This window comes from Bradyrhizobium sp. HKCCYLRH3073, from assembly GCF_051167995.1.
Taxonomy (GTDB): Bacteria; Pseudomonadota; Alphaproteobacteria; order Rhizobiales; family Xanthobacteraceae; genus Bradyrhizobium.
Genome location: NZ_JBNPUD010000014.1, coordinates 41,642 through 63,875 on the forward strand (window position 1 = coordinate 41,642; position 22,234 = coordinate 63,875).

General features: G+C 63.9%; 20 protein-coding genes. 17 read left to right on the plus strand and 3 right to left on the minus strand.

Features of this window, described 5'->3' with window-relative positions; all coding sequences use genetic code 11:
- Positions 1-31: 31 nt before the first annotated feature.
- From ACQR1X_RS26705 to ACQR1X_RS26740, 8 genes are all read left to right on the plus strand, one after another.
- A complete protein-coding gene (locus ACQR1X_RS26705) occupies positions 32-907 on the plus strand; it encodes a phosphoribulokinase (RefSeq protein ID WP_315803476.1) in 876 nt (291 codons plus the stop codon).
- The gene (gene tkt / locus ACQR1X_RS26710; protein ID WP_434899950.1) at positions 904-2,931 is read left to right on the plus strand and encodes a transketolase; all 2,028 of its coding nucleotides are present in this window, start codon (positions 904-906) and stop codon (positions 2,929-2,931) included. The genes ACQR1X_RS26705 and tkt overlap by 4 nt, the downstream gene beginning before the upstream one ends.
- A gap of 44 nt (positions 2,932-2,975) precedes the next feature.
- A complete protein-coding gene (fba, locus tag ACQR1X_RS26715) occupies positions 2,976-4,058 on the plus strand; it encodes a class II fructose-bisphosphate aldolase (RefSeq protein ID WP_315803478.1) in 1,083 nt (360 codons plus the stop codon).
- 35 nt (positions 4,059-4,093) lie between these two features.
- Positions 4,094-5,554, plus strand: coding sequence for a form I ribulose bisphosphate carboxylase large subunit (locus ACQR1X_RS26720; protein ID WP_315803479.1), 1,461 nt, complete (start codon positions 4,094-4,096; stop codon positions 5,552-5,554).
- A 75-nt stretch (positions 5,555-5,629) separates the two neighbouring features.
- Positions 5,630-6,049: a ribulose bisphosphate carboxylase small subunit gene (locus ACQR1X_RS26725; protein ID WP_315803480.1), complete on the plus strand. Its 420-nt coding sequence runs from the start codon at positions 5,630-5,632 to the stop codon at positions 6,047-6,049.
- A gap of 162 nt (positions 6,050-6,211) precedes the next feature.
- Entirely contained in the window at positions 6,212-7,156 is a 945-nt protein-coding gene (gene cbbX / locus ACQR1X_RS26730) for a CbbX protein (RefSeq protein ID WP_315803503.1), read from the plus strand.
- A complete protein-coding gene (locus tag ACQR1X_RS26735; protein WP_315803481.1) occupies positions 7,153-7,875 on the plus strand; it encodes an HAD-IA family hydrolase in 723 nt (240 codons plus the stop codon). The genes cbbX and ACQR1X_RS26735 overlap by 4 nt, the downstream gene beginning before the upstream one ends.
- A 148-nt stretch (positions 7,876-8,023) precedes the next feature.
- Positions 8,024-8,716, plus strand: coding sequence for a TetR/AcrR family transcriptional regulator (locus ACQR1X_RS26740; RefSeq protein WP_315803482.1), 693 nt, complete (start codon positions 8,024-8,026; stop codon positions 8,714-8,716).
- Between the two features lie 9 nt (positions 8,717-8,725).
- Here ACQR1X_RS26740 and ACQR1X_RS26745 read toward each other — a convergent pair whose 3' ends face one another.
- A complete protein-coding gene (locus tag ACQR1X_RS26745; RefSeq protein WP_316183329.1) occupies positions 8,726-9,313 on the minus strand; it encodes a PepSY domain-containing protein in 588 nt (195 codons plus the stop codon).
- Between the two features lie 591 nt (positions 9,314-9,904).
- Between ACQR1X_RS26745 and ACQR1X_RS26750 the strand changes: the two genes are divergently transcribed.
- Positions 9,905-10,720 carry a lytic murein transglycosylase gene (locus tag ACQR1X_RS26750; RefSeq protein ID WP_316183330.1) on the plus strand — a complete coding sequence of 272 codons (816 nt, stop codon included), beginning with the start codon at positions 9,905-9,907 and terminating at the stop codon, positions 10,718-10,720.
- Between the two features lie 96 nt (positions 10,721-10,816).
- Here the strand turns inward: ACQR1X_RS26750 and katG are convergent, their stop codons facing one another.
- On the minus strand, positions 10,817-12,997 hold the full coding sequence (katG, locus tag ACQR1X_RS26755; RefSeq protein WP_434899951.1) for a catalase/peroxidase HPI: 2,181 nt from the start codon (positions 12,995-12,997) through the stop codon (positions 10,817-10,819).
- Positions 12,998-13,225: 228 nt separating this feature from the next.
- Here katG and ACQR1X_RS26760 point away from each other — a divergent pair, with 228 nt between their 5' ends.
- The 7 genes from ACQR1X_RS26760 (at position 13,226) to ACQR1X_RS26790 (ending at position 20,378) form a co-directional block, all read left to right on the plus strand.
- A complete protein-coding gene (locus ACQR1X_RS26760; protein WP_315803486.1) occupies positions 13,226-14,155 on the plus strand; it encodes a hydrogen peroxide-inducible genes activator in 930 nt (309 codons plus the stop codon).
- 212 nt (positions 14,156-14,367) lie between these two features.
- The gene (locus ACQR1X_RS26765; RefSeq protein ID WP_434899952.1) at positions 14,368-14,874 is read left to right on the plus strand and encodes a hypothetical protein; all 507 of its coding nucleotides are present in this window, start codon (positions 14,368-14,370) and stop codon (positions 14,872-14,874) included.
- Between the two features lie 657 nt (positions 14,875-15,531).
- Positions 15,532-16,734, plus strand: a complete 1,203-nt coding sequence (locus tag ACQR1X_RS26770) for a C39 family peptidase (protein WP_434887189.1) — start codon at positions 15,532-15,534, stop codon at positions 16,732-16,734.
- A gap of 20 nt (positions 16,735-16,754) precedes the next feature.
- Entirely contained in the window at positions 16,755-18,203 is a 1,449-nt protein-coding gene (locus tag ACQR1X_RS26775; RefSeq protein ID WP_434899953.1) for a radical SAM protein, read from the plus strand.
- Between the two features lie 23 nt (positions 18,204-18,226).
- On the plus strand, positions 18,227-18,475 hold the full coding sequence (locus tag ACQR1X_RS26780) for a hypothetical protein (RefSeq protein WP_316239207.1): 249 nt from the start codon (positions 18,227-18,229) through the stop codon (positions 18,473-18,475).
- Between the two features lie 287 nt (positions 18,476-18,762).
- Entirely contained in the window at positions 18,763-19,329 is a 567-nt protein-coding gene (locus tag ACQR1X_RS26785; RefSeq protein ID WP_434899954.1) for an HPF/RaiA family ribosome-associated protein, read from the plus strand.
- Between the two features lie 56 nt (positions 19,330-19,385).
- Positions 19,386-20,378 carry a ribose-phosphate diphosphokinase gene (locus ACQR1X_RS26790; RefSeq protein WP_434873818.1) on the plus strand — a complete coding sequence of 331 codons (993 nt, stop codon included), beginning with the start codon at positions 19,386-19,388 and terminating at the stop codon, positions 20,376-20,378.
- Positions 20,379-20,388: 10 nt separating this feature from the next.
- Here ACQR1X_RS26790 and ACQR1X_RS26795 read toward each other — a convergent pair whose 3' ends face one another.
- Positions 20,389-21,516, minus strand: coding sequence for a hypothetical protein (locus ACQR1X_RS26795; protein WP_434899955.1), 1,128 nt, complete (start codon positions 21,514-21,516; stop codon positions 20,389-20,391).
- 52 nt (positions 21,517-21,568) lie between these two features.
- Here ACQR1X_RS26795 and ACQR1X_RS26800 point away from each other — a divergent pair, with 52 nt between their 5' ends.
- Positions 21,569-22,231, plus strand: a complete 663-nt coding sequence (locus tag ACQR1X_RS26800; protein WP_434899956.1) for a phosphoribosyltransferase — start codon at positions 21,569-21,571, stop codon at positions 22,229-22,231.
- Positions 22,232-22,234 lie beyond the last annotated feature (3 nt).

Consider the following 22,234-nt stretch of genomic DNA (forward strand, 5'->3'; position numbering starts at 1 on the left):
GCCTGCCGAACGCGCCTTCCGGAGAAAGTTCATGTCACGTCGTCATCCCATCATCTCGATCACCGGCTCGTCGGGCGCCGGCACCACGTCGGTCAAGAAGACCTTCGAGAACATCTTCCGCCGCGAGAACGTCAAGGCGGCCTATATCGAGGGCGATGCCTTCCATCGCTACAATCGCGAGGAGATGCGCCGCAAGATGGTCGAGGAGGCCGAGCTCGGCAACAAGCACTTCAGCCATTTCAGCCCCGACACCAATCTGTTCGAGGAGCTCGAGAAGACCTTCCGCGACTACTCCGAGACCGGCACCGGCATGACGCGCCACTACGTCCACGACGAGGAGGAGGCGCGGCTCTACGACACGAGGCCCGGCAACTTCACCGAGTGGAGCCGGCTGCCGGAGGACTCCGACCTGCTGTTCTACGAAGGCCTGCACGGCGCGGTCGTCACCGAGAAGGTCAACATCGCGCAGCACGCCGATCTGAAGATCGGCGTCGTTCCGGTGATGAACCTGGAGTGGATCCAGAAGCTGCACCGCGACCGCGCGTCGCGCGGCTACACGACCGAGGCGGTCACCGACACGATCCTGCGCCGCATGCCAGACTACGTGAACTACATCATCCCGCAGTTCTCGGAGACCGACATCAACTTCCAGCGCGTGCCGACGGTCGACACCTCGAACCCGTTCGTTGCCCGCTGGATCCCGACGCCCGATGAATCGATGGTCGTGATCCGGCTGAAGAACCCGCGCGGCATCGACTTTCCCTATCTGCTCTCGATGATCCCGCAGAGCTTCATGTCGCGCGCCAATTCGATCGTGATCCACGGCGCCAAGCTCGATCTCGCGATGCAGCTCATTCTCACCCCCATGATCATGCAACTGATGGACCGAAAGAGGCGCACGCTATGACCGCCAACGCCGTGCAGACGCTGGCTCCGAAAGCCGATCCCAGCCATGCCGAGATGGCGAACGCCATCCGCTTCCTCGCGATCGACGCCGTCGAAAAGGCGAAATCGGGTCATCCAGGCATGCCGATGGGCATGGCCGACGTGGCAACCGTCCTTTTCTCGCGCTTCATGAAATTCGATCCCGCCGATCCGGCCTGGCCCGATCGCGACCGCTTCGTGCTGTCGGCCGGTCACGGCTCGATGCTGCTCTATGCGCTGCTGCATCTGACCGGCTACGAGGCCGTCACGATCGATGAGCTGAAGCGGTTCCGGCAATGGGGCGCCAAGACGCCGGGCCATCCGGAGTATGGCCACACGCCCGGCGTCGAGACCACCACCGGTCCGCTCGGGCAGGGCATCGCGACGGCGGTCGGCATGGCGCTCGCCGAGCGCCTGATGAACGCGCGCTATGGCGACGATCTGGTCGATCACTACACCTACGTGATCGCCGGCGACGGCTGCCTGATGGAGGGCATCAGCCACGAGGCGATCTCGCTCGCGGGTCATCTCAAGCTGAATCGCTTGATCGTGTTGTTCGACGACAACCGCATCTCGATCGACGGCTCGACCGATCTCGCCTGCTCGGATGATCAGCTCGGACGCTTCGCCGCGTCGGGCTGGGCGACGTCCCGCATCGACGGCCATGATCCCGAAGCCATCGAGGCTGCGATCGCTGTGGCGCGGCAGAGCAACCGCCCCACCATGATCGCGTGCCGGACCACGATCGGCTTCGGCTCACCCGGACGGCAGGGCTCGGAGAAGGCGCATGGCGCGCCGCTCGGGCCGGAAGAGGTCGAAAAGACCCGCGCGGCACTGCACTGGCCGCACCGTCCGTTCGAGGTCCCGGCCGACGTGCTGGTGAGCTGGCGCGAGATCGGCGCGCGCGGCCGCAACGTGCGCCAGGCCTGGAAGGAGCGTGCGCGCAGGCTGTGCACCGCGGACCGGTCGCCCTGCCATGACGCGCTGAACAGGAAGCTGCCGGCCGCCTATGCCGAGCGCATGGCGCAGTTCATCGCGCAGCTCACGGCCGAGCGGCCGAAGATCGCCACCCGCCAGGCGTCGCAGAACGTCATCGATCTGATCGCGACGGTGCTGCCGAACCTGCTCGGCGGCTCGGCGGACCTGACCCACTCCAACCTGACCAAGGCGAAGACGCACAAATCCGTCACACCGGCCGCGATGGATGGCAGCTACATCCACTATGGTGTGCGCGAACACGCGATGGCTGCGGCCATGAACGGCATCGCGCTGCATGGCGGCTTCATTCCCTATGGCGGCACCTTCCTTGCCTTTGCCGACTACAGCCGGCCGGCGATTCGCCTGGCCGCGCTGATGGGCATCCGCGTCATTCACGTGATGACGCACGATTCCATCGGCCTCGGCGAGGACGGCCCGACGCATCAGCCGGTCGAGCATGTCGCGAGCCTGCGCGCCATTCCGAACCTCCTGGTATTCCGCCCGGCCGACGCGGTCGAGACGGCGGAAGCCTGGGACTGCGCGCTGCGTGCGGAGACCTCGCCGTCGGTGCTGTGCCTGTCGCGGCAGGGGCTGCCGGCGTTCCGTACCGAAGCATCTGATCAAAACAAGGTGGCGCTCGGCGCCTACGTGGTCGTCGAGCCCGAGGCTGGTCGCGACGTGACCTTGATTGCGACCGGCTCGGAGGTGGCGATCGCGCTGGAGGCGGCCAAGCTGCTGGCGGTCGAAGGCGTCCAGGCGGCCGTGGTGTCGGCCCCCTGCTTCGAGCTGTTCCGCAAGCAGTCCGCCGAGTATCGCGCCGAGGTGCTCGGCGCTGCGCCACGCATCGGAGTCGAAGCCGCGATCGAGGGTGACTGGGCGCGCTGGCTCGGCGATGCCGGCGAGTTCGTCGGCATGCACGGCTTCGGCGCCTCGGCGCCGGCCGAGGTGCTGTACCGCGAATTCGGCATCACGCCTGCGGCGGTCGCCGATGCGGCGATGCGCAACATCATCCGGGCGCGGGCGTCCTGAGCCGCGCCACCATACAGAACATCGAAACAGGGACGGAGACCAACATGGCGCGGATCACGCTCAGACAATTGCTGGACCATGCGGCCGAGCGCGGCTACGGCGTGCCGGCGTTCAACATCAACAACATGGAGCAGGGGCTCGCGATCATGGAGGCGGCCGCGGCGGTCGATGCCCCCGTGATCATCCAGGCCTCGCGCGGCGCGCGCACCTATGCCGGCGACATCATGCTGTCGAAGATGATCGACGCGCTGGAGGAGATGTATCCGCAGATCCCGCTCTGCCTGCATCAGGACCACGGCAACGACGAGGCGACCTGCGCCACCGCGATCAAATACGGATTCACGTCCGTGATGATGGACGGCTCGCTCAAGGCCGATGCCAAGACGGCCGCCGACTACGACTACAACGTCGACATCACGCGCCGCGTCACCGACATGGCGCATTGGGTCGGTGCCTCGGTCGAGGGCGAGCTCGGCGTGCTGGGCTCGCTCGAGCATGGCGGCGGCGAGCAGGAGGACGGCCACGGCCTCGAAGGCAAGGTCAGCCGCGACCAACTGCTGACCGATCCCGACCAGGCGGTCGATTTCGTCCGCGCCACCAAGGTCGATGCGCTGGCGATCGCGATGGGCACCTCGCATGGCGCCTACAAGTTCTCGCGCAAGCCGGATGGCGAGATCCTCGCCATGAACGTCATAGAGGAGATCCATCGCCGGCTGCCGAACACGCATCTCGTCATGCACGGCTCGTCCTCGGTGCCGCAGAGCCTGCAGGACATGTTCAACCAGTTCGGCGGCGAGATGCCGCAGACCTGGGGCGTGCCGGTCGAGGAGATCGTGCGCGGCATCCGCCACGGCGTCCGCAAGGTCAACATCGACACCGACTGCCGGCTGGCGATGACGGCGATCTTCCGCAAGGTCGGCGCGTCGTCGAAGGTCGAGTTTGATCCGCGCAAGTTCCTGAAGCCGGCGATGGACTCGATGCGTGATCTCTGCCGCGAGCGGTTCGAGCAGTTCGGCGCCGCCGGCAACGCCTCGAAGATCAAGGTGCTGCCGCTGTCGGAGATGGCCAAGCGCTACCGCTCCGGCGCGCTCGATCCGCGAATTGGGGGAATGACTGAAGCTGCCTGACATCAACGGCGATAATGAACATTCAGGAGGAATACATGAACGACCAATCGATCACCGTCCGCGGCAAGGATCGCTACAAGTCCGGCGTGATGGAATACAAGAAGATGGGCTATTGGGAGCCGTCCTACCAGCCCAAGGACACCGATGTCATCGCGCTGTTCCGCGTCACGCCGCAGGATGGCGTCGACCCGGTCGAGGCGTGCGCTGCCGTCGCCGGTGAATCCTCGACCGCGACCTGGACCGTGGTGTGGACCGACCGCCTGACCGCCGCCGAGAAGTATCGCGCCAAGTGCTACCGGGTCGAGCCGGTGCCGGGCTCGCCGGGCAGCTATTTCGCCTACATCGCCTATGATCTCGACCTGTTCGAGCCGGGCTCGATCGCCAACCTGACGGCCTCGATCATCGGCAACGTGTTCGGCTTCAAGCCGCTGAAGGCGCTGCGGCTCGAAGACATGCGGCTGCCGGTGGCCTATGTGAAGACGTTCCAGGGGCCGGCGACCGGCATCGTCGTCGAGCGCGAGCGGCTCGACAAGTTCGGCCGTCCCTTGCTCGGCGCCACCGTCAAGCCGAAGCTCGGCCTGTCCGGCCGCAACTACGGTCGCGTGGTCTACGAGGCGCTGAAGGGCGGACTCGACTTCACCAAGGACGACGAGAACATCAACTCGCAGCCCTTCATGCATTGGCGCGAGCGCTTCCTGTATTGCATGGAGGCGGTCAACAAGGCGCAGGCGGCGACCGGCGAGATCAAGGGCACCTACCTCAACGTGACAGCGGCGACGATGGAGGACATGTATGAGCGTGCCGAGTTCGCCAAGGAGCTCGGCTCGACGATCATCATGATCGACCTCGTGATCGGCTACACCGCGATCCAGTCGATGGCGAAGTGGGCGCGCCGGAACGACATGATCCTGCATCTGCATCGCGCCGGGCACTCGACCTACACGCGGCAGCGCTCGCATGGCGTCTCGTTTCGCGTCATCGCCAAGTGGATGCGGCTCGCGGGCGTGGACCACATCCATGCCGGCACCGTGGTCGGCAAGCTCGAAGGCGATCCCAACACGACCCGCGGCTACTACGACATCTGCCGCGAGGACTTCAACCCGATGCGGCTGGAGCATGGCGTGTTCTTCGACCAGAACTGGGCGAGCCTGAACAAGCTGATGCCCGTGGCCTCCGGCGGCATCCATGCCGGCCAGATGCACCAGTTGCTCGACCTGCTCGGCGAGGACGTCGTGCTGCAGTTCGGCGGCGGCACCATCGGCCATCCCCGCGGCATCGCCGCCGGTGCGACTGCCAACCGCGTCGCGCTGGAGGCGATGATCCTGGCCCGCAATGAGGGCCGCGACTACGTGCATGAAGGTCCTGAGATCCTGGCCAAGGCGGCACAGACCTGCACGCCGCTGCGCGAGGCGCTGGAGATCTGGAAGGACGTCACCTTCAACTACGAATCGACGGACTCGCCGGACTTCGTGCCGACCGTCACCCCTGCCGCTTGAACCACGTTCGATGCGTCGCCGTGCTGCGGGCCGGACATCGGCTCGCCCGGCAGCACAACATCAGGAGATTTCAACATGCGCGTGACCCAGGGTTGCTTTTCTTTCCTGCCCGATCTGACCGACGAGCAGATCACGGCCCAGATCCAGTACTGCCTCGAGAAGAATTGGGCCGTGAACATCGAGTTCACCGACGATCCGCATCCCCGCAACACCTATTGGGAGATGTGGGGCCTGCCGATGTTCGACCTGCGCGACGCCGCCGGCATCATGCGCGAGCTGTCCGAATGCCGGAAGATCTATGGCGACCGCTACATCCGCATCTCGGCCTTCGACTCCAGCCATGGCTGGGAGTCGATCCGGCTGTCCTTCATCGTCAACCGACCGCAGCACGAGCCGGGCTTCCGGCTCGATCGTCAGGAAACCGTCGGACGCAATCTGCGTTACTCGACGCGGTCCTATGCGGCTGAGCGCCCTGAAGGCGAGCGCTACTCATAAGAATACCGCGCTGAAGTCCCGTCCCGTCGGGGAGGGGACTTCAGCGCCGGCTCTGCCGCATTGATCAAGTCCGATTCGACGGCGTCCCCTGCTTGCCGGAGTTCGCGGGAGGACCTGCCGCCAGCGTGTGCGAACTTCGGCCAAGCGGAGCACCAGCCCATGATGCAGGCCACGCAGGCGGATGCCGACAAGGCCACGCCGGTCGACACCGTCGACCTGCGCCGCGAGTTCGAGAGCGTCGACATCGCACCCGTGCTGGAGCAGCTCGACCGCGAGCTGGTCGGGCTCACCCCGGTCAAGACGCGAATCCGCGAAATCGCCTCGCTGCTGATGATGGAGCGGATCCGCCGCAAGATGGGGCTGGCGACGACGTTTCCGACCTTGCACATGTCGTTCACCGGCAATCCCGGCACCGGCAAGACCACGGTCGCGCTGCGCATGGCCGGCATCCTGCATCGGCTGGGCTTCGTCCGCCGCGGCCACGTCATCAGCGTGACCCGCGACGATCTCGTCGGCCAATATATCGGCCACACCGCGCCGAAGACCAAGGAGGTGCTGAAGAAGGCGATGGGCGGCGTCCTGTTCATCGACGAGGCCTATTATCTCTACCGTCCCGAGAACGAGCGCGACTACGGCCAGGAGTCGATCGAGATCCTGCTGCAGATCATGGAGTCGCAGCGCGAGGACCTCGTGGTCATTCTTGCCGGCTATGCCGACCGGATGGAGAAGTTCTTCCAGAGCAATCCCGGCTTCCGCTCGCGCATCGCCCACCACATCGACTTCCCCGACTATTCGGAAGCCGAGCTGCTGACGATCTCCGAGATGATGCTGGAGGGGCAGAACTACCGCTTCACGCCGGAGGCCCGCGCCGCCTTCGAGAAGTACATCGCCGTCCGGCGCACCCAGCCCTTGTTCTCCAACGCGCGCTCGATCCGCAACGCGCTCGATCGGATCCGCCTGCGCCAGGCCAACCGGCTGGTGTCGCGGCTCGACCGCGTGCTGACGTCCGATGACGTGATGTCGATCGAAGCCAGCGACGTGCTGGCAAGCCGCGTGTTCGCCAAGGGGGCCGACGCGGGAGACGGCAGGGTGGAGGCGCAATCATGAGTCTGGCTCTGGTGAGGAACGCGCCGCTCGACGACCTCCGGCGCCGCATCGCCGACGCCGGCGCACTGATCTTCGACGTCGACGGCACGATGGCCGAGACCGAGGAGATCCATCGCGAGGCCTTCAATGAGGCGTTCGTCGCGGTGGGCATAGACTGGCACTGGGGCCGCCGCATCTACAAGGAGCTGCTGCGTGTCACCGGTGGCAAGGAGCGCGTCCGTGCGTTCGACCAGATGCGGCGCACGGGTCCGCCGCTCAGCGACGCCGTCGTTGCCCGGCTTCATCGCATCAAGACGGAGCGGTTTGCCGCGCTGATGGCCGACAAGGGCTGCCCGTTGCGCCCGGGCGTTCAAGCCTTGCTGGAGGCTGCCTCGGCCCGCGGGCAGCGGCTCGCGATCGCGACGACGACCACGCGCGGCAATATCGATGCCCTGTTGGCGCCCGTGCTGGGCGCCGATTGGGAGGCAGGATTTGCCGCCGTCGTGGCGGCCGACGATGTCGCGCGCAAGAAGCCCGCACCGGATGTCTACCTGGAGGTCTTGTCGCAGCTCGATCTACCCGCGGCCAGTTGCATCGCGATCGAGGACTCCGGTAACGGGTTGATGGCTGCGACCCGCGCCGGCGTTCCCGTGCTGATCACGCGCAGCCTCTACTTTCATGACGACACGTTCGACGGTGCGCTCGCCGTGCTCGATGACCTCGGGGAGTTTGTTGCCTGAGGTATTTTGAGGTGTTTGTGGTGATACGTTGCCGATTATGTACGCCACCATGCGCATAGCCGCGTGGCGTGGTCGTTCTATTGCCGTCTCGACAAGAACGTGTAATCCCTTGACGACATGTCTTCATGTCGAGTCGAGGTCGTTGAGTATGGCCCGCACGCAGGCCAAATTGAAACGTACGGACGTTGCCCGCACGGAAGCGTTTCGCGGGCGGGTGGGACGGCCGCCGAAGGCGCTCGCTGGAAACATCGAGGAGCGTATTCTGGACGCTGCGCGCGCGGTGTTTCTCGAGCGTGGCTTCGACGGTGCCAGCATTGACGAGATCGCTGAACGCGCTCCCGCCAGCAAGCCGACGATTTATGCCCGATACACCGGCAAGGCCGCCTTGTTTGCCGCCGTCGTCGCGCGCTCCATCAACGACGTGATGAATCTGGGATCCTACACGCCGGTGGCCGGCACCGCACAGGAGAAACTGGTCGGACTTGCCATCGCCATCGTCGATCGCGCGCTGAAGGACTCGCTGGGATTGTTACGGGTCACGATCGGGGAGGCTTACCGGTTTCCCGATCTCAGTTGTCAGTTTCATGACGTCTCGCGCAAACGGGCCGCCCATGCCGTGGCGGTGCTGCTCGGCGAGACGATCGGCGCCTCGGCCACGACCGCCCGCCGGACGCCGTCGAAGGCGTCGGCCGCCTCTGCCGAGATCTTCATCGATCTGATCGTCATGCCGGTGATCATGCGCTCGCTCATGGGCGAGAGCGAAAGGACGATCCGCAGGGAGCTGCCCGGCTTCGTCCGTGACCGGGTCAAGACGTTCCTGACGCTGCAGCCGAAGGCGTGAGCGGCGCGATCAGCGTCGCCGCAGCGATGACGGTTCGAGCGTCACCTGCTTGAGATCGTTGCCGCTGACGACGACCACGACGAAGGCGAGCTTGCCGTCCTTGTTCATCAGGCCGCCACTGATCGCCCGGCCGGCCGCCGAGCGCTCGGCGATCCGAATCGCATCCGACATCTTGAGCCGGACCGTGGTGAGGGCAGCCAGGCTGTTACGGTCGCTTTCGCTCAGTCCATCCACGGTGGAGAATAGCACGCTGTTGCGCACCTTTGCCGTGGTGCCGTCGATGTCGGATTCCCAGATCCGTCCGCTCTGCAGGGTTCGGACCTTGTAGACGGGGGCGTCGAGCCCACCTTCGAAGCTGATGTCCGCTGTCTTGGAGCCCGGATGAATCCTCTCGGCGATCCGCAGCGCCTGGTGCAGTGACACCTCCGTCCGCCGGAACTTGTCGAGCTCGCGATCGATCGTCTCCTGACTCAGTGCCGGATCGGTGGAGACTTGTGGATCCCTCTCGGTCTGCATGCCGCTGCCGGTCCCGGCGACGGCGTGCGCCAGGGGAGTCCACGACAGCAGGATCAAGCTCAAAAGAATGATTCGTTTCATGACGGCCTGCTGTCTCCGATCTCGGTCGGTGCTTGTAGAGCATTCCCTTGGGAAACGGTTGCGATAAAACGAAACTGTATCGTTTTATAGTGACGGCCGGAGGACCTGTCAAGGTTGGCTCCCCCGGGAGGTGTCTGGATCCAGAAGAGACCCATTCCTGCGCGGCTCTCGAGGCCGCGGACGAGCGGAGCGGAGATCGTCGTCGAGGCCGACGATCTCGACGTTGGTGATTCACCCGTCCATGCGCGAACGCGCCCGCGCGTCTCACGCCGCTCTCGCTAAACGAAACCGTATAATAATGCCGGGCGGGCCGAACTCCGATGCGGCCGCAGCCGGCATCGCGATTTCAGAAGGTGATCGTTGGAACCCGCATGGCGATCGGTTCCGCCAGCGGTGCTGGTGCGCACACAGGCGATGGTCGACGCCCGTTCATCTGCGGCTAATTCCCGCCCGGCTATGATTTTCTTCCATTTCCGATAGGTTGTCGCCGTTGCAAACCGGGGCAGCCGATATGACCGCCGCCAGCGGCGTCCGATGTCCCGCAGGATAATGGTGCGAGCCGCATCGGCGGACGCGACCAGAGGAGTCTGAATGAGCAAACGCCGGGCCATGATCACCTTCACGTTCACCGCCGCGACGCTGCTCGCTGCCTGCGGCGGCGTTGCGCAGGCGGCGCAGTGCGGCTCGTCGCCGGCGGGGTTCGAGGCGTGGAAGCGCGAATTCAGCGAGGAGGCGAGGGCGAAGGGCGTCGGCGGCACCGCGATATCCGCGCTGATGCAGACCAACTACGCCTCGGCGACGATCGCGGCCGATCGTGGCCAGCGCAGCTTCTCGCTGTCGCTCGATCAGTTCCTCGTCAAGCGCGGCGCTGCTGCGATCGTCGCGCGCGGGCGCCAGCTCAAGCAGTCGCAGGCCGCGATGTTCGCCTCGATCGAGCAGCGCTACGGCGTGCCGCCCGGACCGCTGATCGCGATCTGGGGCATGGAGAGCGCGTTCGGCAGCCAGCGCGGCAATCAGCACATGCTGTCCTCGATCGCGACGCTCGCCTATGACTGCCGCCGTCCGGAGTTCTTCACCGACCAGCTCTATGCCGCGCTCAAGCTGATCGACCGCGGCGTGCTGTCTGGCAACACCCGCGGCTCGATGCATGGCGAGGTCGGGCAGACCCAGTTCATGCCGAAGAACATCCTGGCCTATGGCGTCGGCAATCTCGACGTCGCCGCCAATGCGCTCGCCTCGACGGCGAACTTCCTGCGTGCCAATGGCTGGAAGGCGGGCGCCGGCTATCAGCCGGGCGAGCCGAACTTCGCAGCCATCGAGGCCTGGAACGCCGCCGGCGTCTATCAGAAGGCGATCGCGCTGATGGGCCGCCAGATCGACGGCGGCGGCTCGGCCGCGGCGCGCTGACAGGCCCGCGACTGATAAGCCTGTTCCATCAAAAAAAGCGGCGCTTCATCGCTGAAGCGCCGCTTCTCTGTATGAGCAGTCAGTCGGCGTCTCGCCTCAGGCCTTCAGCTCGAACCGGTCGAGGTTCATCACCTTGGTCCAGGCGGCGACGAAGTCCTTGACGAACTTCTGCTTGGCATCCGAGCTCGCATAGACCTCGGCCAGCGCGCGCAGTTGCGAGTGCGAGCCGAAGATGAGGTCGGCGCGGGTGGCCGTCCACTTGATCGCGCCGGTCTTGCGGTCGCGGCCCTCGAAGGTGTGCTCGCCCTGATCGACCGGACGCCAGGCCACGCTCATGTCGAGCAGGTTGGCGAAGAAGTCGTTGGAGAGCGTCTCGGTCTGCGCGGTGAACACGCCATGCTTGGAGCCGTTGGCGTTGGCGCCGAGCACGCGCAGGCCGCCGACCAGCACGGTCATCTCCGGCGCGGTCAGGGTGAGCAGTTGCGCCTTGTCGACCAGCAGCTCCTCGCCGGACAGCCACTGCTTGCCGCTGAGATAGTTGCGGAAGCCGTCATGGGTCGGTTCGAGCACCGCAAACGATTCGACGTCGGTCTGCTCCTGCGAGGCGTCGGTGCGGCCCGGCGCGAACGGCACGCTCACCTCGACGCCGGCCTTCTTGGCGGCCGCCTCGACGCCGGCATTGCCGGCCAGCACGATCAGGTCGGCGAGCGACACCTTCTTGCCGCCGCTGGCCTGCGCGTTGAACTCCTTCTGGATGCCCTCGAGCGTCGAGAGCACCTTGGCAAGCTCGGCCGGGTTGTTGACCGCCCAGTCCTTCTGCGGGGCCAGACGAATGCGCGCGCCATTGGCGCCGCCGCGCTTGTCCGAGCCGCGGAAGGTCGAGGCCGAAGCCCAGGCGGTCGAGACCAGCTGAGAGACCGACAGGCCCGAGGCGAGGATCTTTGCCTTCAGCGACGCGACGTCCTTGTCATCCACGAGCGGATGATCGACGGCCGGCACCGGATCCTGCCAGATCAGGTCTTCCTTCGGCACCAGCGGGCCGAGGTAGCGCACCTTCGGGCCCATGTCGCGATGGGTCAGCTTGAACCAGGCGCGGGCGAAGGCGTCGGCGAACTGATCCGGATTCTCCATGAAGCGGCGCGAGATCTTCTCGTAGGCCGGATCGAAGCGCAGCGCGAGGTCGGTGGTCAGCATCGACGGCGCGTGGCGCTTGGACTTGTCGTGTGCGTCCGGCACCGTGTTGGCGCCGGCGCCGTGCTTCGGCTTCCACTGGTGCGCGCCGGCCGGGCTCTTGGTCAGCTCCCATTCATAGCCGAACAGATTCCAGAAGAAGTTGTTGCTCCACTTGGTCGGCGTCGTCGTCCAGATCACCTCGAGGCCGGAGGTGATGGTGTCGCCGCCCTTGCCCGAGCCGTATTTGCTGGCCCAGCCGAGACCCTGCTGCGCGATGTCGGCGCCCTCAGGCTCCGCCCCGACCAGCGACGCGTCACCCGCGCCGTGGGTCTTGCCGAAGGTATGACCGCCGGCGATCAGCGCCACCGTCTCTTCGTCGTTCATCGCCATGCGGGCGAAGGTCTCGCGGATGTCGCGCGCGGCCGCCAGCGGGTCGGGGTTGCCGTTCGGGCCTTCCGGGTTGACGTAGATCAGGCCCATCTGCACGGCAGCGAGCGAGCCGGCAAGCTGACGGTCGCCGCTGTAGCGCTCGTCGGCGAGCCACTTGCCTTCGGGACCCCAATAGATGTCCTGCTCGGGCTCCCAGGTGTCGGCGCGGCCGCCGCCGAAGCCGAAGGTCTTGAAGCCCATCGATTCCAGCGCGACGTTGCCGGTCAGCACGAACAGGTCGGCCCAGGAGATCTTCTGGCCGTACTTCTGCTTGATCGGCCACAGCAGGCGGCGGGCCTTGTCGAGGTTGGCGTTGTCGGGCCAGCTGTTGAGCGGCGCAAAGCGCTGCTGACCGGTGCCGGCGCCGCCGCGGCCGTCGCCGATGCGATAGGTGCCGGCGGCATGCCAGGCCATGCGGATGAAGAGCGGACCGTAGTGACCGAAGTCCGCCGGCCACCAATCCTGCGAATCGGTCATGAGCGCGTGCAGGTCCTTGATCACCGCGTCGAGATCGAGGCTCTTGAATTCCTTGGAGTAGTCGAACGTCTCGCCGAGCGGATCGGACAGGTTCGAGTGCTGATGCAGGACCGACAGATTGAGCTGGTTCGGCCACCAATCCTTGTTCGAAAATCCCTTCAAGCCGCCCGAAAACGGGCACTTGCTGACGTCATCCATGTTTGCCTCCTGACGTGATCGTCATGGTTCCCCCTGGGGTGGGAGCCGGGACCCTACGCGGCTATTTCGATCAGGGGAAATTGAGATTGATGATCCTAACGATAAGATTATCTGATGAACGCGGTGTGACGCCGTCCAGACGCAGAGCGACGCCGGACGTTGGCGGCGCACCCCAGGATTGTGGTCAGGGAAAATTGACTTCGCGCCGGTGAACGATAAGATAATCTGATGATACATCTGACGATGCGGCAGCTTCGCTATTTCGACGCGCTGGCGCGTCTGGGGCATTTCGGCCGCGCCGCCGAGGCCTGCGCGATCTCGCAGCCGGCGCTGTCGATGCAGATCAAGGAGATGGAGGAGGCGCTCGGCGGCGTGCTGCTGGAGCGCAACGCCCGCCAGGTCGTGCTGACCCGGTTCGGCGAGCAGCTCGCCGAGCGCGTCCGCGAGATCCTGCGCTCGGTCGATGAGCTCGGCGATTTCGCCCGCGCTTCGCGTGACAAGCTCACCGGCCGGTTGCGGCTCGGCATGATCCCGACTGTCGCGCCTTATCTGTTACCCAAGGTGATCGGGAACCTGACGCGCAAGCATCCCGAGATCGACATCCACGTCCGCGAGTCCAAGACGCCGACCTTGATCGAGGAACTGGTCGAGGGCCGCCTCGATGCGGCGATCGTCGCGCTGCCGGTCTCGGAGCCCTCGCTGACCGAGGTCGCGCTGTTCGCGGAGAACTTCCTGCTGGTGCGGCCGCCGGAATATGAAGGCGCTGACGTGCCGAGCAGCGAGATGCTGCGCGAGATGCGGCTGCTGTTGCTGGAGGAGGGGCACTGCTTCCGCGACCAGGCGCTGTCGTTCTGCAACATGCAGGCGCCGCGCGAGATGCTCGATGCCTCCTCGCTGTCGACCCTGGTGCAGATGGTCGGCGCCGGCATGGGCGTGACGCTGATTCCGGAGATGGCGGTCGGCGTCGAGACGCGCTCTGCGTCGGTGTCGCTGGCGCGCTTCGCCGATCCGCAGCCGCAGCGCACGGTCGGCATGGTCTGGCGCAAGACCAGCCCGCTCGCCAAGCAACTGATGCAGATTTCCGAGATCGTCGGCAGCGCAGCCGAGGGTCTGCGCAAGCAGGCCGCGGCAGCGCAGGGCCGCAAGCGGCGCGGCTGAGCGCCGCGCGTGACGACGCCGGCTGACGCCATCCCTGCTGCGCCCCGCCCGCACCGTGTAGGAGCGATCCGTCGTCGTGGCCCGTCACGTCCGGTTTTCCCATGGCATAAGTCTTGTATCGATCTCCGCGAGCGATCGAACGTCCGACGCGCACGCGGGGTGGCGATGCCGCCGGTTCGTGATCTCGGTCGGTCGGCTCGCCGCTCGCGCGCTTGCTGATCGAGGCTGCGCACCTGGAGAACGGTCCATGCCTGAGCCGCTTCGACATGAGGGCCTCCGTCATTGCGGGGAGCGATGCGACGAGGCAACCCAGAGTCCCGCCATGGTTCTGGATTGCTTCGCTGCGCTCGCAAGGAGAGAGCTCGTTCGGGGATGCGCGCGAGGAGGTTCGGGTGAAAATTGACGAGCGTGATGATGGCGTCCTGGCCTTTGTCGACACTGACGGCCGCATCTGGGCGCAATGTGCGCGTCCCTCTCAATATGCCGCCGACACCGACTACGTGATTGAAGGCCCGCTGAGCGGCTTTATCTACGAGGAGGGGACGTTCACGCCGGACAGCGAACAGGCGTTTCGCGCCTGGCTCGACGACCGCTTGATCAGCGACGGGATCTTCCATGTCAAGGACAAGGAGACGGCGCTGTCCTTGTGTCGGCGGATCGCGGTGGCCGCGCGCGACATCCTGACCGACCGGCCGGCCTCGTCCCGTTGCCCGCGCTGATCGCTTGATCTTCCGGTAAGAATAATTCTATTGCGTAATTTCAGAAATCGTGCTTATCTGTGCGTACCCCGCCTCGAGCAGAGGGACGTACGCGTCGTCACGATACGTTGAGGTGGGCTGCGATGGACGTGACGGCTGTGCCAGACGAGCGCAGCCGTGACGGACGGCGAAGTCGTGTGGTCCTGGCCTCTCGACGCTGAGGTCAAGTTCGCGGTCGTTGCTTATGGGCACGCGCGGGCGATGGGGGCAAGAAAGCCGATCCCCAGGGAGAGCACGAAGGACACCGTAAAGCCATCGCGCGGGGAAGGCCGGGTCTGTCCGGCTGTACCTGTGGTACCTGCCGCCTGCATTCTTTTGAGCAGGCGGGCCACGGGCCTCAGCCGAGGTCCGGCCTTCCCCGCGCCCTCTCGTTTCAGGGCGACATGACGAATGCATCACCTGGGCGTTGCGCGCCACGGGAGCGTGAGATCGTGTCTCGCCGGAGGATCTGCGTGGCATGATGGATTGTCGACCCATCCGGTCGCGTCCGCCATGAGGCGAATCTGAAACGGCCATCGAGAGCGCAAGGAAATGACGACTCTATTTTGATTTGAATCAAATCATACATTCTACTTGTGATTTCAAATACCCGAGCGGTTGGACGGCGGGGGAGGCGAGATGGCGACCATTCCAGTTGAGCAGGCACGCTCGGTTGCGATGTTCCACGCCGCTTCGAAAAGCGCTCCGGATATCGCCGATCGACAAATGGCGCGGTTTTTCGGCTCGGACCTCGATCCAAACCCGATCATTATTTTTGATCTGACCGGCACGCCCGCATTCTATGATTTCAGCTTCTATCAACAGGCTCTACTCGTCGGCGTCATCAGGTGCACGGCGGACACGAGGCTGCAATCCGCAGCCTGGGCATTCGAGCCGCCGTCGCGGCAGCTGTCCGACACGAACGCACTCAAGATCGCGACGGAAGCGATGAACAAGATCGCGCCGGACGCAACCCTCGTCAGCCATTCCTTCGTCGCATATTCGTACGCAAAGATCGGCGTTCGCGTTTCCTACGTCAAGGATGGTCACCCCGCATCGTTCATCGTCGACTACTATGATCGATCGGTTCTCACGCAGACCGATCTCGCTCCGAGTCCGCCGCCGGTCGATTTGCTGGATAGCATCGACGGGCTCATTCCCCACTCGATCTTGGACTCTCAGAAGCTCGGTTTTCTCGACCTCTCGGAGCCAGAGCCGCTACGTGGCCAGAGCGAGCGAGAAATGATTCGCAGCATCGTGTCTGGGATTCTGCCGGAAAGCGGTGATCTGCCGGACATCAAGTTTGACGATTCCGACTATAAGACGCTGCAGGCCTACTTTGCCGCGACGCCGCCGGCGATCGCATCCTCGATCCTGCCGGTTCCTCTCTTTGCGCAGATTACGCCTGTCTATTGCGCGGTCGCATCCGCGCAGATGATCCTGGCGTATTTCGGATTCACGGCGACACCCGAGCAAATTGCCGAACAGATGAAGCCTGGCCCCAAGGGCGCCACCAACAAAGCCCAAGTCTCGGCGTATCAGTTTTTTGCGGGAGGGCGATTGGCGCCGACCTTTGATCAAGCTCCGAGTTTCGATCACGCGCTCGACGCGTTGCAGAAATTCATTCCGTTCAAGAGCGGTCTCCCAGGCCATGCGCGTGTCTGCCGCGGCTGGAAGCAATATTCCTTCGTATCGTCTCTCACCGGAAATGTGACGGGAACTGAGCACTATTTTCTGATCAATGATCCATATCCCGTGGGCGAGGGCAGCATTCGCTGGGAGAACCTCAAGAACCACAACTACGCCAATGCGATCAGCTTCAGCCGAATGGGAGGCACATGATGCCGTGTCCGGATTTGCGCGTGAGCAAGTACTGCATCTGGACGCCTGTGGACGGCGCGGTATTCGGCCTGCATGGCTACACCGGGGGCATGGTCCTCGTTTCGCAGGATCTGTTCGAGTCGTTGACCGAGAGAGGCTCGCTCGACCTGATACGTCAGAGATATCAGGACGAGTTTGATGCCTTATGGCTGCGCGGCTTCATCACGAGCCTTACCCCCTTGGAGGAGCGAGAGGCGGTGGTGGAGATCTCCAGATCCCTGCAGGCACGTCGCCGGCAACTACATTTCGTTATCGCGCCAACCTTTGACTGCAATTTCCGCTGCAGTTACTGTTTTGAGCGGGAGCTGCAGAACGACATCGATCGCCGACCAAACCCGCTTTCGCAGATCGATCGTGCGACCAGCGATCGACCTGGTGCCGACTCGGGCGCTTGTTTCATGGGCCACGGCGACAAGGTGAGCATGTCGCGAGACGATGTCGATGCGGTGTTTGCCGGCATCGATGATCTGATCGAGCAGTCGGAGACCAAACAATGGTCCAGGAACATCACCTTGTTCGGCGGAGAGCCCTTGTGGGTTTCCAATCTTCCGGTCATCGAACGCGCCGTCGAGCTCGGCAGCTCGCGAGGCTTCCGCTTCTCGGCGGTTACCAACGGCCATGACGTCGATCGGTTCATGGACGTCATCGGGGTCGACGCAATCCATTCACTCAACATCTCGGTCGATGGCACGCGGGCGATCCATGACAAGCAACGATTCCTGACCAATGGCGGAGGGACCTTTGACAGGATCGTGGACAATATCGATCTGGTCCTGAGGGAGCGGCCCGGCGTTCGCGTCGTTGTGCGCTTCAATTTCAGCCGCGCCAATTTCCACGAGCTCAGACCGTTGCACGAATTGTTCGGTTCGCGCGGCTTCCTGCAGAATCCGAATTTCGATCTCAATGCAAACATCATCTACGACAAGGCCAATGGTCGGAAGACACTGCGGTCCGATCGCGAGCTATTGGATATCGTGCTGGCGCAGGCGCCGAAAACGAATGTGTCGCTGGATTGCTTCAATGCGGGCGTCGCGGGCCGGATCGTGAGCGCGATCCGGAAGCGGGAAGAATTCCGGTTCTCCGGTTCTTATTGTGCGGCCAATGCGGGAATGTACATCTTCGCACCCGACGGCGGCCTCTACAAATGTTGGGAAGACATTGGCGCAGCTCGCTCGCTGGTCGGCAGCTATCGAGAGCGGCCGGTGGTGCTCAATGGCAGAGACGATCAGTGGAAGGGGCGCCAACTTGAAGGCATGGCAAAATGCCAGTCATGCCGTTTTGCGCTCATCTGTAGCGGCGGGTGCGCCCAGCATGCTCACCAGCAGATTGGAAGCATGAACGATAAATACTGCGACAATTTCGACAAGCGATATGCCGTTTCGGTGGCCAAGGTTGGCGACGAGATTCGTAAACTGGTCGTATGTGCGTAGCAAGGTGGAGAGAGGATCAAGTCATGTCTGACATCAAGATGCCCGAAGACAAGCTGGACGTCTTCAAGCTGATGACGACCCAGCACATCAAGGTTCTGAACCAGAAGGGAGCGAACCTGAAATACGAGAAGCTGACGGTCGGCCAGCTTCTCGAGATGCTCGGCTTCAAGCGACCGGAAGCCGGGGCAACCGATGCGATCTCGGTCGACGAGGAGCCCGAGGGTTGGCTTTGCGGAGCCGACAGCGTCTGCGGCTTGAACAAGTCCGCGTGAGGGGCTCCGGCGAAGCCAATCGTCGGACCGCATGATCGGCAGCCATCACCTCGGCCAGGCGCGCGTCATTGCATCTGGCCGCGGTGTGCTGCGCGAAACACTGGCGGATCCGGAAGAAGTGCGATCGTTGGCGGAAGCTTGGACGGTGACACGGCCCTGCCAATACAGGTAGTCACGCTTGAGCGGTTCTGTGGCCGCAACATTCTTGCTTAAGGCAGGTTGATCTCGCTCAAAGCTGCTCCTCGCGCCCGTGGTCCAATAAGTTTGACACGGGAGAGGAGCCGGAAATGCAAACACCAGTTCAAATTGAATTTGAAGGGATCCGCGTGTCCGCCGAAATCCGGGCTGCCGTCGAGCAACATGTCGCGGAACTGGAGAGTCGCTTTGGCCGGATCACTGCGGCTCGCATCATGGTCAAAGGTCCGGGCGGTCATCACCAAACCGGCGGTCAATATCTGGTGAGCGTTCGGCTGGCGCTGCCTGACGGTCGGGAGGTCCACGTTGGACGTACCCCGAAGCTGGATGAACGGTACGACGACTTGACCTTCGCTGTGGACAACGCATTCAAACGCGCGCGTCGACAACTGCAGGACCGGGCGCGACTGATGCGGGGCGACGTCAAGACGCATGAGCCTCAACCCATCGGAACCGTTGCGCGTATCGATCCAAGCGGCCAGTTCGGCTTTCTGGAAGCCGCGGATGGCCACGAAGTCTATTTCAACTGCAATAGCGTCGTTGAGGGTGGATCAAGCATCGCGCCCGGCGCCCGCGTCAGCTACGTCGAGGAGATCGGAGAGAAGGGACCGCAGGCGAGCACGGTCAGAATGCTCGGGAAACATGGGCTGCGGGCTTAGCTCGGCGGCTGAGTGGGGACGCGGACGACGGGCAGGTTTGACGTTGGAGGTAACCGATGATTGGTGATCGCCTGCGCTTGTTCTGTCTTCATGGCACGGAGGTGCTTGGCGAAAAAGTTGCTCATGCGCTTGGATGCCGTCTCGCCGCTGTCGAAGAACGCAGCTTCGAGGACGGCGAACACAAGGTGCGGCCGCTGGAGGTTGTCGCCGGCTGCGACGTCTACGTTCTGCATAGCCTCCATGGCGGTCCTGACGAGAGTCCGAACGACAAGCTGTGCCGGCTGCTGTTCCTCGTCGGGGCATTGAAGGATGCCGGTGCCGCGCGGGTGACGGCGGTCACACCGTATCTGTGCTATGCGCGAAAAGATCGTCGCACCAAGGCCAATGACCCGGTCACGATCCGTTATCTTGCGACCATGTTCGAAGCGATCGGTGTTGACGCGGTGGTGACCCTCGAAGTTCACAACGAGGCCGCGTTCGAGAACGCGTTCCGTTGCCCATCGGTCGCGTTGAGCACGGCGCCGCTCTTGATCGGCAGGATCAAGGCGATCGCGGCGGATCGGCCGATTGCCGTGGTTTCGCCGGATCTCGGAGGCGGCAAGCGAGCGGACCTGCTTCGCGAGGTTCTTGGGAAGGCGCTCGGCCGTCCGATCGGCAAGGCGTTCGTGGAGAAGCATCGCAGCTCCGGTGTCGTTTCGGGCGATTTGTTCGCCGGGGAGGTGGCGAACTCGCTGTGCGTGATCGTGGACGATCTCATCAGCAGCGGTGGAACCCTGGTGCGGGCGGCGAAGGCGGCCCGTGCCCATGGAGCCGAAGAGGTAATAGCTTGCGTCGCGCACGGCCTGTTCATGCCGGGCGCGGCAACGACGCTGGCCGATCCTGCGATCGACCGCATCATTGCGACCGACAGCGTGCCGCCGTTCAGGCTTCCGCCGGGCGCGGTTCGCGACAAGCTCGAGATTGTCTCGGCGGCGCCCCTTCTCGGAGAGACCATTCGTCGGCTGCACCACAACGAGCCGCTGACGGAGCTGCTTCCGTATCAGGATTGATCCCTGCAATTCAAATTCTGGCTCTCGCCGTGAGCTGCCGCTCGAGCTGCGCTGCGTCCGCCTTGGCAAGTTCGAGATAGGTGCGCGTCAGCCGCGGCCATTTTTCCGGCGTCCGTGGATGGGCGTCGGCGAGATGAGCGATGGATAGCCTGGCGCGGAGCATGGCCCGGCCAATCCGATAGAACAAGAACAGTCCGCTGGCCGGGTCATCATTGAGCTGGACGGCCAGATGCCGCCGAAGCCTCTCAGCGACCCACAGTCCTCCCAATCGGGCGCATTCCAAGTGCAGAAAGGCAATTTCGTCCAGAGCATCCGATGTCCGCAAGCAGGCATTGAACTCCAGGCAGTCGATGATGGGGAAGGGAGGGCTCAACCAGATATGTTCCGGCCGCAGATCGCCATGGCCGTCAAGGACGTGCCGGTGATGCACCCGCTGCGCCAGCAGCTCGGTCCGCCGCCGCAGGAAACGGCATTGCAGGTCGGCAATGCGCTCGATGGTGCCGCGGGGCAGGTCGAAGGCCGGCTCGAGCAAACCTCGCCGATCCGCGAGAACTGCCTTTTGCAGGGTCACCATGTAGCTCTCCGGATTGATCATGATCCGGCGCGCATGCGAATAGAAGCGGCTCAAACGACTGGCCAGGCCATCGATCTGGCCCTGGGAGACCTTGCGATCGCGAAGCCCGGCTTCGAGCGTCTGGCCTTCGTCGAGCCGGCGCATGACGACGAGCCAATCAACGATGTGTCCGCCGCCTCCGATGGCGTAGCCACCCGGCGCAGCCGTCAGCGGCACCACGCCGTGATAGACATCGGGCGCCAGCCTTCGGTTCAGCGAAACCTCAGCGCGGCAGGCGTCTGCGCGGCGCTCAAGGCTGGAGAAATCGAGATATGGAAAATGAACCGGCTTCTTGAGCTTGTAGACGCGCTCGTCAACCATGAAGACCCAGGACATGTGGGTCTCCCGCGTGATCACGGCGTCGGGCGTCGGGACATAGCTGTCCGGCCGGCTGAGAAACGCCACCTTGCGAGCAAGAGCTGTCGCGCTGCTATTCTCAGCGTCATCGTCCCAGGGTTCATTCTTCCATCCGGGCATATGATGCCTATCGCCAATCGCGGCTGTCGGCAGCTTGATACGGATCAATAGCAGTGGCTATCCGGCTCATATCCTGCGCCTCTTCCGCGTGAGGTCTGCCATGCTGTTCCAGAACCGAACCGATGCCGGCCGGCAACTCGCCGAGGCGCTGCTCAAATACAAGGGGCGGCACCCGGTCGTTCTTGCGCTGCCACGGGGCGGCGTGCCGGTTGCGGCGGAAGTCGCAGCAGCCCTCGATGCGCCACTCGATCTGCTGCTGGTCCGCAAGATCGGGCTGCCGGGGCAGCCGGAGCTCGCAATGGGTGCCATCGCGGATGGGGAGGGCATGACCACCATTCGTAACCAGGACGTGATCGAGCTGTCCGGCGTCACTTCAGAAGAGTTTGAGGTCGTCTGCAAAAAGGAACGTGCTGAGATCGAACGGCGTCGCGAGCGCTATCTGGGCGATCGGGCTCGTGCCGAAGTCAAGGGGCAGGTCGCGATCATCGTCGATGACGGCGTTGCGACAGGCGCAACCACCCTTGCTGCCATCAAGGCTGTTCGGAAGCAGGAACCGAAAGAGCTCGTGCTTGCGGTCCCGGTCGCACCGCTGGACACCATCAGGAAATTGCATGCGGAAGTCGATGCGGTCGTCTGTCTGCATGAGCCTCAGGAGTTTGGCGCGATCGGCTATTTCTATCGCGACTTTCATCAGGTCGGCGACGACGAGGTGATTGCCACTTTGAGACGGTTTCCATCAAACAGATCCATGCCCGCTTCCTGACGA

Excerpts from the sequence above, each read along its gene's own strand:
- ACQR1X_RS26705 (WP_315803476.1), top strand. The coding sequence starts at position 32 with ATGTCACGTCGTCATCCCATCATCTCGATCACCGGCTCGTCGGGCGCC.
- tkt (WP_434899950.1), top strand. The coding sequence starts at position 904 with ATGACCGCCAACGCCGTGCAGACGCTGGCTCCGAAAGCCGATCCCAGC.
- fba (WP_315803478.1), top strand. The coding sequence starts at position 2,976 with ATGGCGCGGATCACGCTCAGACAATTGCTGGACCATGCGGCCGAGCGC.
- ACQR1X_RS26720 (WP_315803479.1), top strand. The coding sequence starts at position 4,094 with ATGAACGACCAATCGATCACCGTCCGCGGCAAGGATCGCTACAAGTCC.
- ACQR1X_RS26725 (WP_315803480.1), top strand. The coding sequence starts at position 5,630 with ATGCGCGTGACCCAGGGTTGCTTTTCTTTCCTGCCCGATCTGACCGAC.
- cbbX (WP_315803503.1), top strand. The coding sequence starts at position 6,212 with ATGCAGGCCACGCAGGCGGATGCCGACAAGGCCACGCCGGTCGACACC.
- ACQR1X_RS26735 (WP_315803481.1), top strand. The coding sequence starts at position 7,153 with ATGAGTCTGGCTCTGGTGAGGAACGCGCCGCTCGACGACCTCCGGCGC.
- ACQR1X_RS26740 (WP_315803482.1), top strand. The coding sequence starts at position 8,024 with ATGGCCCGCACGCAGGCCAAATTGAAACGTACGGACGTTGCCCGCACG.
- ACQR1X_RS26745 (WP_316183329.1), bottom strand. The coding sequence starts at position 9,313 with ATGAAACGAATCATTCTTTTGAGCTTGATCCTGCTGTCGTGGACTCCC.
- ACQR1X_RS26750 (WP_316183330.1), top strand. The coding sequence starts at position 9,905 with ATGAGCAAACGCCGGGCCATGATCACCTTCACGTTCACCGCCGCGACG.
- katG (WP_434899951.1), bottom strand. The coding sequence starts at position 12,997 with ATGGATGACGTCAGCAAGTGCCCGTTTTCGGGCGGCTTGAAGGGATTT.
- ACQR1X_RS26760 (WP_315803486.1), top strand. The coding sequence starts at position 13,226 with ATGATACATCTGACGATGCGGCAGCTTCGCTATTTCGACGCGCTGGCG.
- ACQR1X_RS26770 (WP_434887189.1), top strand. The coding sequence starts at position 15,532 with ATGGCGACCATTCCAGTTGAGCAGGCACGCTCGGTTGCGATGTTCCAC.
- ACQR1X_RS26780 (WP_316239207.1), top strand. The coding sequence starts at position 18,227 with ATGTCTGACATCAAGATGCCCGAAGACAAGCTGGACGTCTTCAAGCTG.
- ACQR1X_RS26785 (WP_434899954.1), top strand. The coding sequence starts at position 18,763 with ATGCAAACACCAGTTCAAATTGAATTTGAAGGGATCCGCGTGTCCGCC.
- ACQR1X_RS26790 (WP_434873818.1), top strand. The coding sequence starts at position 19,386 with ATGATTGGTGATCGCCTGCGCTTGTTCTGTCTTCATGGCACGGAGGTG.
- ACQR1X_RS26800 (WP_434899956.1), top strand. The coding sequence starts at position 21,569 with ATGCTGTTCCAGAACCGAACCGATGCCGGCCGGCAACTCGCCGAGGCG.